General features: G+C 54.9%; 17 protein-coding genes and 3 pseudogenes. 10 read left to right on the top strand and 10 right to left on the bottom strand.

Features of this window, described 5'->3' with window-relative positions:
- Positions 1-101: 101 nt before the first annotated feature.
- Both CU081_RS24650 and CU081_RS24645 read right to left on the bottom strand, forming a co-directional pair.
- The gene (locus CU081_RS24650; RefSeq protein WP_000427614.1) at positions 102-1,106 is read right to left on the bottom strand and encodes an IS110-like element IS5075 family transposase; all 1,005 of its coding nucleotides are present in this window, start codon (positions 1,104-1,106) and stop codon (positions 102-104) included.
- Between the two features lie 78 nt (positions 1,107-1,184).
- On the bottom strand, positions 1,185-1,619 hold the full coding sequence (locus tag CU081_RS24645) for a mercury resistance transcriptional regulator MerR (protein ID WP_010981353.1): 435 nt from the start codon (positions 1,617-1,619) through the stop codon (positions 1,185-1,187).
- A gap of 67 nt (positions 1,620-1,686) precedes the next feature.
- Between CU081_RS24645 and CU081_RS24640 the strand changes: the two are divergent.
- From CU081_RS24640 to CU081_RS26675, 5 genes and pseudogenes are all read left to right on the top strand, one after another.
- Positions 1,687-1,902 (top strand): annotated as a pseudogene (locus CU081_RS24640) (mercury(II) reductase); the annotation flags it as partial.
- A 14-nt stretch (positions 1,903-1,916) separates the two neighbouring features.
- Positions 1,917-2,555, top strand: coding sequence for an organomercurial lyase MerB (gene merB / locus CU081_RS24635; RefSeq protein ID WP_000761850.1), 639 nt, complete (start codon positions 1,917-1,919; stop codon positions 2,553-2,555).
- Positions 2,556-2,666: 111 nt separating this feature from the next.
- Complete coding sequence (merD, locus tag CU081_RS24630) at positions 2,667-3,032, top strand: mercury resistance co-regulator MerD (RefSeq protein ID WP_031942307.1); 366 nt, start codon at positions 2,667-2,669, stop codon at positions 3,030-3,032.
- Entirely contained in the window at positions 3,029-3,265 is a 237-nt protein-coding gene (merE, locus tag CU081_RS24625; RefSeq protein ID WP_005413392.1) for a broad-spectrum mercury transporter MerE, read from the top strand. The genes merD and merE overlap by 4 nt, the downstream gene beginning before the upstream one ends.
- Before the next feature lie 48 nt (positions 3,266-3,313).
- A pseudogene (locus CU081_RS26675) lies at positions 3,314-3,601 on the top strand (DUF3330 domain-containing protein); the annotation flags it as partial.
- A 38-nt stretch (positions 3,602-3,639) separates the two neighbouring features.
- On the opposite strand, the gene CU081_RS24615 reads toward CU081_RS26675, so the two are convergent.
- Genes CU081_RS24615 through CU081_RS24600 form a run of 4 tightly spaced genes read right to left on the bottom strand, consistent with a single transcriptional unit; the run spans position 3,640 to position 8,122 of the window.
- Positions 3,640-4,254: a recombinase family protein gene (locus tag CU081_RS24615; protein ID WP_010981357.1), complete on the bottom strand. Its 615-nt coding sequence runs from the start codon at positions 4,252-4,254 to the stop codon at positions 3,640-3,642.
- 60 nt (positions 4,255-4,314) lie between these two features.
- Positions 4,315-5,532 carry a TniQ family protein gene (locus CU081_RS24610; protein ID WP_011405615.1) on the bottom strand — a complete coding sequence of 406 codons (1,218 nt, stop codon included), beginning with the start codon at positions 5,530-5,532 and terminating at the stop codon, positions 4,315-4,317.
- A complete protein-coding gene (locus CU081_RS24605; protein ID WP_000393453.1) occupies positions 5,529-6,437 on the bottom strand; it encodes a TniB family NTP-binding protein in 909 nt (302 codons plus the stop codon). The genes CU081_RS24610 and CU081_RS24605 overlap by 4 nt, the downstream gene beginning before the upstream one ends.
- 2 nt (positions 6,438-6,439) lie before the next feature.
- Positions 6,440-8,122, bottom strand: coding sequence for a Mu transposase C-terminal domain-containing protein (locus tag CU081_RS24600; protein WP_010791757.1), 1,683 nt, complete (start codon positions 8,120-8,122; stop codon positions 6,440-6,442).
- A gap of 46 nt (positions 8,123-8,168) precedes the next feature.
- Here CU081_RS24600 and CU081_RS26785 point away from each other — a divergent pair, with 46 nt between their 5' ends.
- From CU081_RS26785 to CU081_RS24585, 3 genes are all read left to right on the top strand, one after another.
- The gene (locus tag CU081_RS26785) at positions 8,169-8,309 is read left to right on the top strand and encodes an NTP-binding protein (RefSeq protein ID WP_071886807.1); all 141 of its coding nucleotides are present in this window, start codon (positions 8,169-8,171) and stop codon (positions 8,307-8,309) included.
- Positions 8,272-9,276, top strand: coding sequence for an IS110-like element IS4321 family transposase (locus CU081_RS24590; RefSeq protein WP_000427623.1), 1,005 nt, complete (start codon positions 8,272-8,274; stop codon positions 9,274-9,276). The genes CU081_RS26785 and CU081_RS24590 overlap by 38 nt, the downstream gene beginning before the upstream one ends.
- 111 nt (positions 9,277-9,387) lie before the next feature.
- Positions 9,388-9,933, top strand: coding sequence for a 3'-5' exonuclease (locus CU081_RS24585; protein ID WP_306307854.1), 546 nt, complete (start codon positions 9,388-9,390; stop codon positions 9,931-9,933).
- Positions 9,934-9,935: 2 nt separating this feature from the next.
- On the opposite strand, the gene CU081_RS24580 is transcribed toward CU081_RS24585, so the two are convergent.
- Both CU081_RS24580 and CU081_RS24575 read right to left on the bottom strand, forming a co-directional pair.
- Positions 9,936-10,190: a hypothetical protein gene (locus CU081_RS24580; RefSeq protein ID WP_000880375.1), complete on the bottom strand. Its 255-nt coding sequence runs from the start codon at positions 10,188-10,190 to the stop codon at positions 9,936-9,938.
- A gap of 140 nt (positions 10,191-10,330) precedes the next feature.
- A pseudogene (locus tag CU081_RS24575) lies at positions 10,331-10,551 on the bottom strand (type I restriction-modification system subunit M N-terminal domain-containing protein); the annotation flags it as partial.
- Between the two features lie 625 nt (positions 10,552-11,176).
- Here CU081_RS24575 and CU081_RS24570 point away from each other — a divergent pair.
- Together CU081_RS24570 and CU081_RS24565 are read left to right on the top strand one after the other, a co-directional pair.
- On the top strand, positions 11,177-11,518 hold the full coding sequence (locus tag CU081_RS24570; RefSeq protein ID WP_001151572.1) for a hypothetical protein: 342 nt from the start codon (positions 11,177-11,179) through the stop codon (positions 11,516-11,518).
- 91 nt (positions 11,519-11,609) lie between these two features.
- Positions 11,610-11,801, top strand: a complete 192-nt coding sequence (locus tag CU081_RS24565) for a DUF7706 family protein (protein WP_000398479.1) — start codon at positions 11,610-11,612, stop codon at positions 11,799-11,801.
- 240 nt (positions 11,802-12,041) lie between these two features.
- Here CU081_RS24565 and CU081_RS24560 read toward each other — a convergent pair whose 3' ends face one another.
- Complete coding sequence (locus CU081_RS24560) at positions 12,042-12,497, bottom strand: hypothetical protein (protein ID WP_000374058.1); 456 nt, start codon at positions 12,495-12,497, stop codon at positions 12,042-12,044.
- A gap of 90 nt (positions 12,498-12,587) precedes the next feature.
- Entirely contained in the window at positions 12,588-13,829 is a 1,242-nt protein-coding gene (locus tag CU081_RS24555; RefSeq protein WP_001053340.1) for a vWA domain-containing protein, read from the bottom strand.
- Between the last annotated feature and the right edge of the window lie 382 nt (positions 13,830-14,211).

Raw genomic sequence — 14,211 nt, 5'->3', positions numbered from 1 at the left:
GTTTTACAGGTTCCTCAACAGGCCGGTGGGCCGTTTGTATCATCAATATCAGTATTCGCAAAACCAGATGAATGATTGTTTAAACTGGTGTATTTCTGCCTTTATGCTTCGTAAGTTTGCTGTCGCGCCGTCAGTGCCCAGGCTATTCTGGCCAGCTTGTTTGCCAGAGCACAGGTGACGACAAAGTTGCTTTTCCGACACAACAACTCCCTGACCCAGTCGGCCAACTTGCCAGACTGGTGTTCCAGTTTTTGTATGAATACCCTGGCACACTGAACCAACAAAGTTCGGATCTTTTTGTTGCCCCGCTTGCTAATCCCTAACAATGTCGTCCGACCTCCCGTGCTGTACTGTCGGGGTACCAGCCCTGTTGCCGCCGCAAAGTCACGGCTGCTGGCGTACTGCTTCCCGTCGCCAATCTCAGTTGAAATAGTACTGGCAGTCAGCGTTCCAACGCAGGGAATACTCAGCAAGCGCTGTCCAACCTCATCTTCGTCCAACTTTCGTTTCAACTGAGATTCCAGATCTTTAATCTGCTCAACAAGATAGTGATAATGCTGTTGTAATTTCAGCAGTAACTGGCTGAGATAAAGAGGCAAACTACTGTCCTCAAGAAGGGTACTCAGTCGACTAATAACGGCAGCACCTCGCGGAACGCTGATACCAAATTCCAGCAGAAAAGCATGCATCTGATTAGTTGTTTTCACCTTATCCTGAACCAGGGATTCACGGACACGATGCAGAGCTCGCATTGCCTGCTGAGATTCGGTTCTGGGCTGCACGAAACGCATAGATGGACGTGATGCTGCTTCACAGATAGCTTCAGCATCAACGAAGTCATTTTTGTTGCTTTTAACGAATGGGCGGACAAATTGCGGTGATATCAGCTTTGGAAAATGCCCTAACTCTGCCAGCTTGCGTGCCATAAAGTGAGAACCGCCACAGGCTTCCATCGCGATGGTTGTTGCTGGGCATGTCGCCAGAAATTCGATTAGCTTTGGTCGGGTGAATTTTTTACGGTAAACGGCCTTCCCACGATGATCCTGACAATGAATATGGAAAGAGTTCTTACCCAGATCGATACCAATAAGCGCAATGTTTTCCATGATGGTTCTCCGAATGAAAGCCTGTCCTCAGCATAGTACTGGGAAGGAGGGAGTGACCATCTCATTAAATAAAGCACGCTAAGCTGTGGAAGCCCCTGCCAAGCTCGTTCCACCTTGCAACGACGCAATCAGCGGACACGAAACATTCCCCTGCCGCGAATGGCAGGCGCACACCAGGTCAGACAGCACAGCCTCCATGCGCGCCAAATCGGCCATCTTCTCGCGCACGTCTTGGAGCTTGTGCTCGGCCAGGCTGCTGGCCTCCTCGCAGTGGGTGCCATCGTCGAGCCGCAGCAACTCGGCGATTTCATCCAGGCTGAAGCCCAACCGCTGGGCCGATTTCACGAATCGCACCCGTGTCACGTCCGCCGCGCCATAGCGGCGAATGCTGCCATAGGGCTTGTCCGGCTCGGGCAACAAGCCCTTGCGCTGATAGAACCGGATGGTCTCCACGTTGACGCCGGCTGCCTTGGCAAAAACGCCAATGGTCAGGTTCTCCAAATTATTTTCCATACCGCTTGACTCCGTACATGAGTACGGAAGTAAGGTTACGCTATCCAATTCAAATTCGAAAGGACAAGCCGAGGAAGGTAGCGGACGACTCATTGGGGTACAGGCAGTGGCCCCGGAAGCGGGCGAGCTGATCCAGACGGCGGTGCTCGCGATCCGTAACCGCATGACCGTACAGGAACTGGCTGACCAGTTGTTCCCCTACCTGACGATGGTCGAGGGGCTGAAGCTCGCGGCGCAGACCTTCACCAAGGATGTCAAACAATTGTCCTGCTGCGCAGGATGAAAGGAGATGGAACCATGAAGCTCGCCCCATATATTTTAGAACGTCTCACTTCGGTCAATCGTACCAATGGTACTGCGGATCTCTTGGTCCCGCTACTGCGGGAACTCGCCAAGGGGCGTCCGGTTTCACGAACGACACTTGCCGGGATTCTCGACTGGCCCGCTGAGCGAGTGGCCGCCGTACTCGAACAGGCCACCAGTACCGAATATGACAAAGATGGGAACATCATCGGCTACGGCCTCACCTTGCGCGAGACTTCGTATGTCTTTGAAATTGACGACCGCCGTCTGTATGCCTGGTGCGCGCTGGACACCTTGATATTTCCGGCGCTGATCGGCCGTACAGCTCGCGTCTCATCGCATTGCGCTGCAACCGGAGCACCCGTTTCACTCACGGTTTCACCCAGCGAGATACAGGCTGTCGAACCTGCCGGCATGGCGGTGTCCTTGGTATTGCCACAGGAAGCAGCCGACGTTCGTCAGTCCTTCTGTTGCCATGTACATTTCTTTGCATCTGTCCCGACGGCGGAAGACTGGGCCTCCAAGCATCAAGGATTGGAAGGATTGGCGATCGTCAGTGTCCACGAGGCTTTCGGCTTGGGCCAGGAGTTTAATCGACATCTGTTGCAGACCATGTCATCTAGGACACCGTGATCGGATATCGACCCAATGTTCTACGGCACCGGCATCGGATTCGCAGCGCGCGGATTGAACTCGGCGAAACGGTATATGCATTGCCGTGAACCGACCAAAAGGAGGTGTTCGATGAACGCCTACACGGTGTCCCGGCTGGCCCTTGATGCCGGGGTGAGCGTGCATATCGTGCGCGACTACCTGCTGCGCGGATTGCTGCGGCCAGTCGCCTGCACCACGGGTGGCTACGGCCTGTTCGATGACGCCGCCTTGCAGCGACTGTGCTTCGTGTGGGCCGCCTTCGAGGCGGGCATCGGCCTCGGCGCATTGGCGCGGCTGTGCCGGGCGCTGGATGCGGCGAACTGCGATGAAACTGCCGCGCAGCTTGCTGTGCTGCGTCAGTTCGTCGAACGCCGGCGCGAAGCGTTGGCCAATCTGGAAGTGCAGTTGGCCGCCATGCCGACCGCGCCGGCACAGCATGCGGAGAGTTTGCCATGAACAGCCCCGAGCGCATGCCGGCCGAGACGCACAAACCGTTCACCGGCTACCTGTGGGGCACGCTGGCCGTGCTGACTTGCCCCTGCCACCTGTCCATCCTCGCTGCCGTGCTGGCCGGCACAACCGCCGGTGCATTCCTTGTCGAGTATTGGGTCATCACGGCGCTCGGTTTGACCGGCCTGTTTCTTCTGTCACTGGCGCGGGCGTTGCGGGCATTCAGGGAAAGATCATGAGCGCTTCCCGGCCGGATGGATGGACTACGGCGGAGGGCCCAAGCGTTCGAGCGCGGGCAAGGCTTTCTGTTCGCAAAGCCGATGCCGGCGGCGGCATTCGCCGTCTTCGTCAGTCAATGGAGGGGTGCCACCATGAATGCAAATGATCCGACCGCCACCAGTTGCTGCGTGTGCTGCAAGGAAATTCCGCTCGATGCCGCCTTCACACCGGAAGGCGCGGAGTACGTCGAGCACTTCTGCGGGCTGGAGTGTTATCAACGTTTCCAGGCGCGGGCCAGCACTGCGACCGAAACGAGCGGCGAACCGAACGCTTGCGGTTCGCCGCCGTCAAATTGAGACAAACCACGCTTTCGCTACGTCGCCTCATGTCGGCATCAAATTCGGCTGAGTAGCTTCTCGCCATCTGGACGTAGCTCGCCCTTGGGTGAAATATGCCGATACAGGGTCTGCCGCGTGATGCCAAGTTCCTGGCACAGGTCGCCGACCTTGGTCTCTGACTGCCCCATTGCCGCCATCGCCAGCCGCAGCTTGGCGGCGGTCATCTTGAACGGCCGGCCGCCTTTCCGGCCGCGTGCCCGTGCTGAGGCCAGGCCCGCCACGGTGCGCTCGGCGATCAACTCGCGCTCGAACTCGGCCAGCGCGGCGAAGATACCGAAGACCAGCTTGCCGGCGGCGGTCGTGGTGTCAATGGCCGCGCCGTGCCCGGTCAGCACCTTGAGGCCGATGCCGCGTCCGGTCAGGTCATGGACGGTATTGATCAGATGGCGCAGGTCGCGCCCGAGCCGATCCAGTTTCCAAACGACCAACGTGTCGCCTGGCCGTAGTGCCTTCAGACAGCTCGCCAGACCGGGACGATCCTCGCGTTTTCCGGACGCTTGGTCTTCATAGAGATGCGCCGGATCAACACCGGCCGCGACCAGCGCATCGCGCTGCAAGTCCGTCGCCTGGGAGCCATCCGCCTTCGATACTCGCATGTAGCCAATCAGCATCTTGTACCTGTCACATATACGTTCGATTATGTGACAGTTTGCATCGGGAAGCTCTGCACGTCAAAATTTGTCACTTAACCCGTCATTCTGTCTAAGGCATGCAAAGGGTAGGCTAGGCTCATAATGTGACAGAAATTCCGGGGGGATGCCTTCCTTCGCGAAGGTGGCGCGCAACTGTTCCAAGGAAGCGGGGTCGCGCCGACCATAGGAAGCCAACGCGAACAGCGAGCGTGCCGTCTCGGGGTTGTGTCGTGCTTCAATGATGGCCTCATCAATGGCCTGGATTGCACGCTGCCAGTGATCGACGGGTTCGGGCTTCGGCGCTTTCGCCGGCAGGCCACTGGTGAACCCGGTTTGGGGCTCGGACCAGAATAGCTTTGCGTGCTCGCCTGGCGGGCTTATATCCCTCACCTCAATCAAGCTGATTGCCGTTGCCGCCGCCTCCAGCATCTGCAACCGTACTGCCGGGTTCAGGGTTTCATACGGTCGCCACAGACTTTGCCCAGCACGCAGCGGATGCCCGCAGCATTCCCAGATTTGGCGGAGATACCCCGCGTAGGTGCCGCACGTCGAAAGCGGGGTGTTCAGCTCATCGAGCAGCGTGCGTAGCAGCCTAAACCACAATCCGGCGTGGATGCGTCGGCGCGGCAACTCCACGTGGCCGGTCGTCAGTGCCTGCCAGGTACGCTGGTCCATCGCCGCAATCGCGTCGCTGGCAGTGCGCGGTTCGGCGTCGGCGTTCTCCCAGCCGAGAAACCGCCCTGGCACGCCCCAATAGGATTCCAGCCAGCAGCCATGCAGTGGGCAGCTCAGCATCAGGGGCAGCTTCCACGCGAGCAGTACGGCTTGGTTCTCCGGATCGTTCAGACAGAGCGGGCAGGCGCGATGTATCGGCTGGCTGGGCAGCCAGGCACGCCAGCTCGTGATGGATCGCGTCCTACGGCGGAGTTTCGGCAGCAGCACCGAGAGCTGGAACGCATAGGTTTCCAATGCATCTGGAATCTGATCATCAAGGCTGTCCAGTAGCCAAGGCACCCAGCCGGCGAAACTCATGCAACGCAGCCGGTCCGGCTCGATGCCGCTCCGCTGGGAGAGCATCGCCAGCAGCGCCAGTGGTGGCGCGGTGTCCAGGTCATCAACCTGGCCGTGACCAAGATCGTGCTCCAGCAGCTCGGACACCTCCATGTGATAGCAAAGGGCCACGCGGTTGAGCCACGAAGACAAGGCTTCGCCTTCCCTGGGAGCCGGATGCAGTGGCCAGTGTGGCGCTGGCTTCACATCAGTTCCCGCTCGAATTGCCGCCGCCGCTCGCTGGGACCGGTGTAATCGGCCATGCTGAGCGTGCGATGGTTGATCGCTTCCTCACCGCTCTCCACGGCAGCGACGGCCGCCGCCATCAACAGGTGCGCCAGCTCGCCGATGGTGCCCTCGCTGCGCGTGAGCAGGTAGCGGGCCATATCCAGCGTGGCAATCGACGAGGGTCGCCGCAGCGGGAGCGAAGCCGCGAAGCTGGCCAGCAGTGAGCAGCAATCGTCGTTGGCCTCCCACACCGGCAGCATCATCGGCTCGAAGCGGTTTTCCAACTGGTCGTCCGAGCGGATCGCCAAGTAGGCATCGCGTGTGCCGACCCCGACCAGCGGGATGCGCAGCTCGTTGCCGAGGAAACGCAGCAGGTTGAGGAATTCCCGGCGGTTGACGCTGTTGCCGGCCAGGACGTTGTGCAATTCGTCGATCACCAGCATGCGCACGCCGACCTTGCGTAGCAGTGCCAGCGCCAATTGCTCCATTTCCGGCAGCCGTGGGCGCGGGCGCAATGGCGCGCCCATCGCGGCAAGTAGCGCGACGTAGAAGCGGATTACCGACGGTTCGGATGGCATCTGCACGACCAGTACCGGAATGTGCTCCTGGTCGGCGTCGGAGCTGGCCGGGTGGGTGCGGCGGAATTTCTCGACGATCATCGACTTGCCGTTGTTGGTTGGACCGACCAACAGCAGGTTGGGCATGCGTTGTTTGTTCGGCCACGCATACAGGGCTTCCAGCCGATTCAGCGCCTCGACTGCTCGCGGATAGCCGATCCAGCGGTCAGCGCGAAGGCGATGGATGCGTTCGTCCGCCGGAAGACGGGCCAAGCCCTGGGCCACCGGCATCAGGTGGGACAAGTCGATGATGGGATATTCTTCCACGGCTACCACTCCTCAATCTGGTCGAACGGTTTGGCAGGTGGCTGGTTGTCTGCCTGCGGGTCAGCCATGTCCGCGTCCGGTGGTGGCGTGGTTTTGAAAAGAACTGCCGTTGCCTTGAGATGCTGGCGTCGATCCGCGTCGCGCCGCGCCTTGCGCGTAGCTTTCTGCGCGGTGGACACGATTTCGCGCATCTGGCCGATCATGCGAAACAGCGCCGACTCATCCACCTGTTCGCGCCCTTGCTGCCGCAATTTCGCCAGCGCCTGTCGTTGTTCCCAGAGGGTGACAGCCGGGTGCGACAAGGTGCGGTATGGAATTTCCAGATAGTGCTGCCCCTCCGGCTCCAGCACCCAAATGCGGCTGATGTCGCGCGGGTCGCGCCGGATCAGGAACGCAGGCAAGCGGTCGCGCCGAGCTATCCACGGCTTGAGCGCATCGGCGTAGTAATGGATGTGGTCGATGACGAAGCCGGTGCGGGTCAGCGTGCGGCGGATGATGGGCAGAAAATCGACCAGAAAAGCCGTGGTGCGAGTGATGACGGTTGGCACGCCGGTCCGCGCGATAGCTTCGGCCCAGCGCGCTGCCGGCGGCTGGAGCAGGCCGTTGTGCACGGAGCCGTGGTAGGTGCCGACCGCCAATGTGAGCCAGCGCTCCAGCTCACGCAGCGTCAGGGCGGCCTTGTTTTCGGAATCGTAGTCGCCGCGCTGGTCAGGGTTGGAGAAGGTCGTCCCTGGCAATTCGTCGTGGATCATCTGCATCGCCGTGCCGATGATCCGTTCCACGATGCCGCCGTAGTGCGGCTGCCCGAGCGGGCGATAGTCAAGCCGGATGCCATGCTGCTCGCAGCCTCGGCGTAGCGCTTCGCTCTTGAACTCGGCCGCGTTGTCCAGGTAGAGCAGCCTGGGCTTGCCGCTCATCGGCCACTCCATTTCTATGTTCAGACCCTCCAGCCAGGGACGCTTGTCGCAGGCGACATGCACAAGGCACAGGCCGACCGAAACAGATGACGGCGCTTCCAGCGTGACGACCATGCCGAGCACGCAGCGGGTAAACACGTCGATGGCGATGGTCAGATACGGACGGCCAATCGGTTGCCGGTCGCGCTCGTCCACCACGATCAGGTCGATGACCGTGTGATCAATCTGCACTTGTTCCAGTGGCGCGGTCACGGCGGGAGGCTCACCACCGACACCTTGCAGGCTGCGGGACGCATCCTGACCTTCCCGGCGGCGAGTGGCCTTGAGCGGATCGAGGCCGGCGATCCGCAGAGCCACGGTGTTGCGCGCCGGCGCCCGCAGCTTTTGCGCTTTGCAAGCCTGCGCGACCTCGCGGTGGAACGCTGCCAGGCTACGCTTCTGCTTGGTCAGGAAGCGCTTTTGCAGCAACTCGCGGATGATGCGCTCAACTGATTCCGGCAAGCGTCCCTTGCCTTTTCCGCCGCCGGATCGGCTGCGAGCCAGGTCCGTCACAAGCCCAGCACCTTGCCGGGCACGGCGGATTAGGACATACACCTGCCGCCTGGACAGGCCAAGCGCGTGAGCAGCGGCATCGGCGGCTTCATGCCCGACCACATCAAGCGCTGCCAGCGGCCCGATGATTTCCGCCCGTTGCCGGGCCTGCGCCCAAGCCGCATCGGGCAGGGTGGCCACGCCTTGCTCGGCAATCAATGATGTGTCTGACGCCATGCTCACACCTCGCTTTGGTGCACACGAGTATTGAGCATAGTCGAGATTGGTGCAGATGACTTCTGATATTGCGTTGTCAGGAGTCGCCTGCACATCTGGCGTTACGCCCCGTCAATTGGTGCAGTCGTCTTCTGAAAATGACAACTATCATGGAAAACATTGCGCTCATTGGTATCGATCTGGGTAAAAACTCTTTCCATATTCATTGCCAGGATCGTCGCGGGAAGGCTGTTTACCGTAAAAAATTTACCCGGCCAAAGTTGATCGAATTTTTGGCGACATGCCCCGCTACAACCATCGCAATGGAAGCCTGTGGCGGTTCTCACTTTATGGCACGCAAGTTGGAAGAGTTGGGGCATTCCCCAAAGCTGATATCACCACAATTTGTCCGCCCGTTCGTTAAAAGCAATAAAAACGACTTTGTCGACGCCGAAGCTATTTGTGAAGCTGCATCGCGTCCGTCTATGCGTTTTGTGCAGCCCAGAACGGAATCTCAGCAGGCAATGCGGGCTCTGCATCGTGTCCGTGAATCCCTGGTTCAGGATAAGGTAAAAACAACCAATCAAATGCATGCTTTTCTGCTGGAATTTGGCATTAGCGTTCCCCGAGGAGCTGCCGTTATTAGCCGACTGAGTACCATTCTTGAGGATAATAGTTTGCCTCTTTACCTCAGCCAGTTATTGCTGAAATTACAACAGCATTATCACTATCTTGTTGAGCAGATTAAAGATTTGGAATCCCAGTTGAAACGAAAGTTGGACGAAGATGAGGTTGGACAGCGCTTGCTGAGCATTCCCTGCGTCGGAACACTGACAGCGAGTACTATTTCAACTGAGATTGGCGACGGGAAGCAGTACGCCAGCAGCCGTGACTTTGCGGCGGCAACAGGGCTTGTACCTCGGCAGTACAGCACGGGAGGTAGGACGACATTGCTGGGAATTAGTAAGCGAGGTAATAAAAAGATCCGAACTTTGTTGGTTCAATGTGCCAGGGTATTCATACAAAAACTGGAACACCAGTCTGGCAAATTGGCCGATTGGGTCAGGGATTTACTGTGCCGGAAAAGCAACTTTGTCGTCACTTGTGCTCTGGCAAACAAGCTGGCCAGAATAGCCTGGGCCCTAACGGCACGACAGCAAACTTATGTAGCATAACGGCAGAAATACACCGGTTTAAAGAATTACTGATCTGGTTTTGCGAATACTGATATTGATGATACTAACGGCCCACCGGCCTGTTGAGGAACCTGTAAAACGGAAAGGCTCATTGAAGCCGTATATTTTCTGGAGGTTCATCAGGCGCGGAACTCATCAAGGCGCGGGAATAAAATCCCATTCAGACGCCGGATAGATTCAAGCAAGCCAACTTGTCGTCAAAATCGGTGTTGCAAAAACGGGAGTGACCATAGATTCCGTTTTCTGAGACGACCCCTGATCGGGCTGAATGAGCAGGAATTTCCTGGCGGCAAACCCGATGATGTTTACAGCGTTCGCACATCGATGAACACCCCTCCGGCCGAAGAGGAAATCGAGGAGGAACGTCGGCTGTTTTATGTCGGTATCACTCGCACAAAACAGCAGCTAAATCTGGTGGTCCCTCTTGATGAAGGGCTTGCGCGGTGGCTCAAAAACCGCTGGGATAGCACCCCGAAGAAGTCACCGATAGCTACTCGCTTCGTCTATGAGGCTGGCTGGACTGCTTGTGCGGTTACCAGTGATGCGATCTATAACAGCACGGTAGAGAAACAGAAGGCTGACTTCAGCAAGTTTCACCAATGGTATCTAAGAGATCTTCAGCGGCTAAAAGTCTAGGGCTACCGATACTTTTCGATTTCAGACAGGTGCTCGTTATCCAGATCAATTGTGGCTTTTCTTTCAGAAGCGAGCTTCTTCGCTCGCTTTGCATACTGAAGCCCCTTGGCTGGCTGCTCTCCGCGTAGGATCTGTTCAGCCTGCTTGCTCGTGCTGTGCCCCAGAAAGCGTTCGTACTGCTCGTCAGATACCTCAGTGCCGATCAGTCGTTCGATCCAGCCGCTTTTCGGCGGGTAACTTACGCCCAGCGCAAGCAACTGCCTTTTCTGTACCCACTATTTCCGGCGCGGCCGGCTTCAATCAAGGCTTTGGTTAGAACTACAGCCATTTGGGGACTCTCATACACAAACCTGAACCATGCGGGTCTGATTGGCGGTCAAGATAGCAGCGCATCGAAATCAACACTGAACTCTGCTTCTAAGAACTCAATCGTGGCTGGTTGGCTATCGAGCGATGCTTCCCGTGTAGACTCCAGTGCGCACTCCAATCGACGCAGCAGAGTAAACGGCAAAATGATCTTGCCGAAGTCGGTATGCTTGAAATCCCCCCCCACAGGTCTTCCGCGTTCTTCCAAATGAAATCAGCTTGCGAAGCAGCCGAACCTACGAACTCTGCCATCTTGGCCTCCAACCAACTTTTGCACGAAACGGCACATCTTCCAAAAGAGGGTTGTCAACCAAGTTTTGCACAAAACGGACTTTGATCCATTTCTAACTAAAATCTACAATCCAACCTCAGATTGCAAATAGCCTATGTTTATTACAGATGGTATGGTTCGTGTTTTTGTTTATTCGATGGCAACTGTACTCTTTCTGCCGCTTGGCTTGTTGAAAAGCACGTGGTGGTTTTCACCATTGTTTGCGATAGCTGCTATTGATTACTTAATGTTTCTGCGTCGACAAGGCTAGTTGCTGAACCTCATACCTCAGAGCAATCTGTATGTTTTTTACACCACTGGTTAAAAGGTCAGGCTACGTTCCTGACGTTTTTTAAAAAACAGTTTTATGTTTGATGCGTTACTGGTCTGTCTGGTAACCCAGTGGTACATTACCATTATTAAGGCTGGCTGGCGGTGGTGCATCATGCTTAAACGACCCTCTCTGAGCGTACTTTCCGACAGTCCTGTGCACCGCACCACTTACCCGGCAGGCCTATGTCTTGGTTATTCTTCGTTGTACCTTTTTCTTCAGCTTTATCCCTGACATGTCTGTCTGAACAGTTCTAAGCAAACCGGAATGTTGTCATGGCCAAAGTACAAGGGCTCTTTGTTGGATACCGAAAATTCGCTGTTGATCGCGACTGGCTTCGTCAGCAGGAAGAACAACGTTATCGGGATCGCCAGCGACAATTTGATGAATGGTCCAGGAAATGGGTCACTGTAACCAGGCTCAAAGAGACTCGTTTATGGACTGACGGAGCCATCAGGCGATGGTTGGGTGAACCTCAGCAGCAGGGTAAATATAAAGTTTTCCCCGTTGAAGCGGTTTTGGCTGCTGAGAAGTTGAATGAGTTTCGGCTCTGGCTTAAACCCCGACTGGAAAAGAAACGTGCCCAGCACCACCACTTTTTAATTCCATTTCTGTAAAGTAGAAACAACGGCAGTTCCGGCCGCATTCAAGGCTTCGGCATCTGGTCAGAAATAAAGCGCCATTTTTCAGTATAAGGGAGGTTAGATAGTGGAAGGTATTGAGACACTGAGTTTGCAGCTTGATGAGAATGAAACTATGGCCCTTGCTCAATTAGTTAAACGTCTGAGCTGGAGCGATCTTCGTGGCTGTGCTGTGAGTGACGAAGAAGCCTGGGTAATGAAAAGCGCAATTGAAAAATTACAACAGGCGTTAAGGGAAGAAGGTTATGCGCCTCGATGAGGCTGGCTTCGTTCTTTATTCCGATAACAAATTTGCTTAAGGACTAACTATGAGCCAGCACTGGTATGAGGTGAAAAGCAATCAGGGAATTGTTCAGGTGATTGTTGGGAGAAGATATTAATGTAATGCGTTTCTGCATTACATCAAGCAGATTAGCTTTTTCTGGTCAAAATAGACGATGTGATTTTTCTTTAGCCGAAGTCCATCCGCTCCCCACGCAACCGGTAAAGGTTCGCAGGTTTAATAAAGATAGGTTTCGTATCTCCCTAAGGGTGGGATAGGTAAACTCATAATGGCATCTGTGTTTACTATGTAAGTATTCGGGTAAAATTCATCTAATACAGTAAAGTTTAGTTTCTTACAAAAGCTTAATAAATATGGGTTTTTCACGTCTTCTATTACAACATCGCACCAGGGATTCGATTCACAGCAAAGCTTCAGAAAAGACTTAAACCATCCCTTGTTTTGTATTTCTTCCGGAAGCCGTACCACATGTATGGTCAGACAATCTCCATGATAACGATTAGTACTTTGTCTAAGCCCTACAACAATCCCCTTTTCTTGAATCTGTACACCTGCCTGATGCTCTTTCATGTCGGGCGTATAGTGCCTTGCTCTGTTTAACCAGGCCACCAGCTGCTGAGCCGTACTTGGTGATTCTTCAGCTATCCATTTCAGGTACTTGATGCGGTCCATATGCGCCTCCCTGTACGATTTCCAATGAACAAAGGCTCTACAGTATTAAGCTGCTGTAGAGCTCATTCAACCAAGCTCAAACTGTGCGTATTAAAGGATGCCTAACCTTTTTGTTTCATCGATCCACGGTCTGAATTCTTCCAGTAGATTATCATATAACTTTTCATCGCTAATCGAACCGAAATCATCCATGGCAAAGAAGTGGGTGTTATCAACCCGGCGGTCAGTAAAGTCATCCAGATTTTTGAGGATACCGTAGCTTGAACCACCCAGGCCGACAAACTTCCAGAAGATGGGGTAGTTGGCAGAACGCCGGATTGCATCTTTAATCGCCCGGGTCTTGCTGATCCCGCCATCGGTAATAAATACAACATACACCGGGATTTTCGAGTCCTTAAAGTAGTCGACTATTTCTTCCATCACAGGAGGCTCGTTGTTTGTCCCTCCGAGGCCCGGCAGGTTCTCCCAGGCTGAACGCTTTCCAGCCCCGCGAATGGACTGAATATATGTGTCCAGGTTGTCCAGTGTGACGTTTGGATACTTCTTATGCTTCTCTCCAAATCCCCAGACATCCATTTCACCGTCGTCGTCGAACTGGGCGGCAAGAACGGCGATGCGGTCCAGCACAGACTGAACGTTACCCTTACTGAACTGGCCACTCATTGAGCCGGATGCGTCAAGTACAAATGCAACCGCTGCCTCAAGGGTGTCCAGTTTATTTTTAGTAAGACTGACCGAGGCTTTTTTAGCGAGGCTTACAAGGCGCGGAGATCTGGTTTCCAGTTTCTTTTCCAGACTGATACGAGCAGGCTTTGCTGGCTGCGGAGCTGGCTGTGCGACATCAACGCCATAGCTAATGGCCAGAGGCTCAAGACCACCGTTGAAACCCTGCCCGAGCGCACGAAGCTTCCAGGCGCCATTGTGCCGATATACTTCACCCAGGATAATTGCTTTCTCACTGCGGCCCTGAGTCTCAGCCTGGAACTCAGCGATTCCTTGAGCCTGCATGCTCAACGAACTGAGCCCACTGATGGTATCTTCACCATCAATGACAACTGTGATTGCAATTTTACTGATGTTCGCAGGAACACGATCCAGTGCTATCTCAATGCTGGACTGCTGAGAACCGGTAACGAGCTTTACTGCCCCTTCAGGAGAAGACAGATTATTGTAAAAGATAAAGTCAGAATCGCCGCTGACCTTTCCCTGAGCATTAAGCAGGAACAGGCAGGTATCGGGTTCGCCTTTAAAGCCGGATTTGGTAGGGTACTGAAGATTCAGCCTGATCGCAGATTGCTGAAGTGGTATGTTTTGTCCGGATTGTAGATTCACATTAACTCTCCTGATTTTTGATTATTTTAAAGCGCAGCGTTTATATAGGTTCCCCTGGCTTAGTTCAGGACGCTGGATTTCTGGTGAGGCGTATATATGGTGTGACACCATATTTCATCACGTTGAAGTTTCTATACCTGTTGAATTGGAATTTCCATTGGTCGGGTATTTTATCTTCCAGAACCCGTGCCTTCATAAGTCGCAAACGTAACATATATCAGAGGGGCATGCTGTTGATATAAGGCACGGAATACAGGCTTTAACCAGCAACCAGAGAAAAATCCGTTTCCTGCCTTTAAAAGGCTCACGTCAGAATTAACATCTCTCTGCTTTCTGAGATTCCCGAACCCTTTCTGCCCCCCCCCTCCTGATAGCGGATCGC

This window comes from Enterobacter sp. CRENT-193, from assembly GCF_002787395.1.
In the GTDB taxonomy this organism is placed as follows: Bacteria; Pseudomonadota; Gammaproteobacteria; order Enterobacterales; family Enterobacteriaceae; genus Enterobacter; species Enterobacter hormaechei_C.
The sequence above is the reverse complement of the archived record's forward strand: the minus strand, read 5'-3'. Positions and strand labels throughout refer to the sequence as shown.

Coding starts and splice junctions, on each gene's coding strand:
- CU081_RS24600 (WP_010791757.1), bottom strand. CDS start 8,122: ATGGCGTCAGACACATCATTGATTGCCGAGCAAGGCGTGGCCACCCTG.
- merD (WP_031942307.1), top strand. CDS start 2,667: ATGAACGCCTACACGGTGTCCCGGCTGGCCCTTGATGCCGGGGTGAGC.
- CU081_RS24615 (WP_010981357.1), bottom strand. CDS start 4,254: ATGCTGATTGGCTACATGCGAGTATCGAAGGCGGATGGCTCCCAGGCG.
- CU081_RS24650 (WP_000427614.1), bottom strand. CDS start 1,106: ATGGAAAACATTGCGCTTATTGGTATCGATCTGGGTAAGAACTCTTTC.
- CU081_RS24645 (WP_010981353.1), bottom strand. CDS start 1,619: ATGGAAAATAATTTGGAGAACCTGACCATTGGCGTTTTTGCCAAGGCA.
- merB (WP_000761850.1), top strand. CDS start 1,917: ATGAAGCTCGCCCCATATATTTTAGAACGTCTCACTTCGGTCAATCGT.
- CU081_RS24570 (WP_001151572.1), top strand. CDS start 11,177: ATGGCCAAAGTACAAGGGCTCTTTGTTGGATACCGAAAATTCGCTGTT.
- merE (WP_005413392.1), top strand. CDS start 3,029: ATGAACAGCCCCGAGCGCATGCCGGCCGAGACGCACAAACCGTTCACC.
- CU081_RS24590 (WP_000427623.1), top strand. CDS start 8,272: ATGGAAAACATTGCGCTCATTGGTATCGATCTGGGTAAAAACTCTTTC.
- CU081_RS24560 (WP_000374058.1), bottom strand. CDS start 12,497: ATGGACCGCATCAAGTACCTGAAATGGATAGCTGAAGAATCACCAAGT.